A 1,303-nucleotide genomic window follows, 5' to 3' on the forward strand; every position below is an offset into this window, starting at 1 on the left:
GCCTTACAGGTTGGATACATAGACATGCCTTTATCAAAAGAATAAATACGTGCATTTTTATAACGACGCCAGGACAATGCCAACAAACCAAGATGAGTTGATTTACCAGAGCGTGTGGGGCCAAACATAATGCCATGCCCTAAATCTCTTACATGCAGGTTCAAACGAAATGGCGCATTGCCGCTGGTGACGCAGTGCATCAATGGTGGTGAATACGGAGGGAACAGTGGACAAGGCGCTTTATTTTCACCAGTCCAAATGCTGGATGTGGGTAACAAGTCCGCCAGATTCATGGTATTCATCAGAGGTCGTCTGATGTTTTCAACGCCATGGCCTGGCAGGCTGCCCATATAGGCATCCATGGTATTAATGGTTTCTGTTCGTGCGCTAAACCCTAATGCATTGATATTCTTTTCGATGAATAGGGCTGCTTTCTCAACGTTTGCTCTATCCTCGTCCATTAACACTACAACCGATGTGTAGTAACCTTGGCCAACCATTCCTGAATTGGTTTCGGCAATCGCTGCTTGCGCATCATTAACCATGCCGAGCGCGTCTTCATCAACGACCCCCGAGTGGGTATTAAACATTTGGTCAAAAAAACCTCTGACTTTTTGTTTCCATTTTTTACGGAATTTAGTGAAATGAGCTACAGCTTCATGGGGATCCATGAATATGAAGCGAGAGTTCCAGCGATATTCCACGGGCAGTTGAGTCAACAGTGTTAAAATACCTGGGTAAGACTCCATGGGGAATCCTTCAATAGCAACACATTGAATGAACTTTCGGCCAATTTTAGGTGTAATCCCCGGAGTTAATTCCTGACCGCCTATTAAAGCATCCAGATAAATTGGATTTTTAGGTAGATTCACAGGGTGATTAATCCCGGTGACACAATATTGGATGTGTCTTAAAAAGTTATCCTGAGTGACTTTATTGTTTTCATTGATGAATAGTTCTGAGCCTAACCTTTCGAGTTGAAGCGCAGCACTCATACGAGACTCAAAGTTTCTGCACGATTGCTTGAAGGTTTCAACCAGTTGATAGGTTTTCGCTTTATGGTTTAATTTTTCCCCTGAATCATCAAACATCAATTCAACAAAGCGTTTTTGCGCCAATACAGGTGGATACCAGGTTAATGTGATAATAAAATAACCTTCATACAATGCCCCTATACCTTCAAAGTACTGTCTTCTTTCTTCATCAACAGTTTTTGATACCGGATCCGGAAAGTACGAAGCACTCTGCTCACTGTAACCTGGAGCAGCACGTCTTATGGCATCGACATGAATCATCCAGCCAT

The 1,303-nt window shown here is 43.0% G+C and carries 1 pseudogene; it reads right to left on the bottom strand.

What is annotated here, in order from left to right:
• Window positions 1–1,303 (bottom strand): annotated as a pseudogene (locus Q0495_RS02955) (conjugal transfer protein TrbE); the annotation flags it as partial.

Origin of the sequence: uncultured Legionella sp. (genome assembly GCF_937871865.1) — a bacterium.
Lineage (GTDB): Bacteria > Pseudomonadota > Gammaproteobacteria > Legionellales > Legionellaceae > Legionella.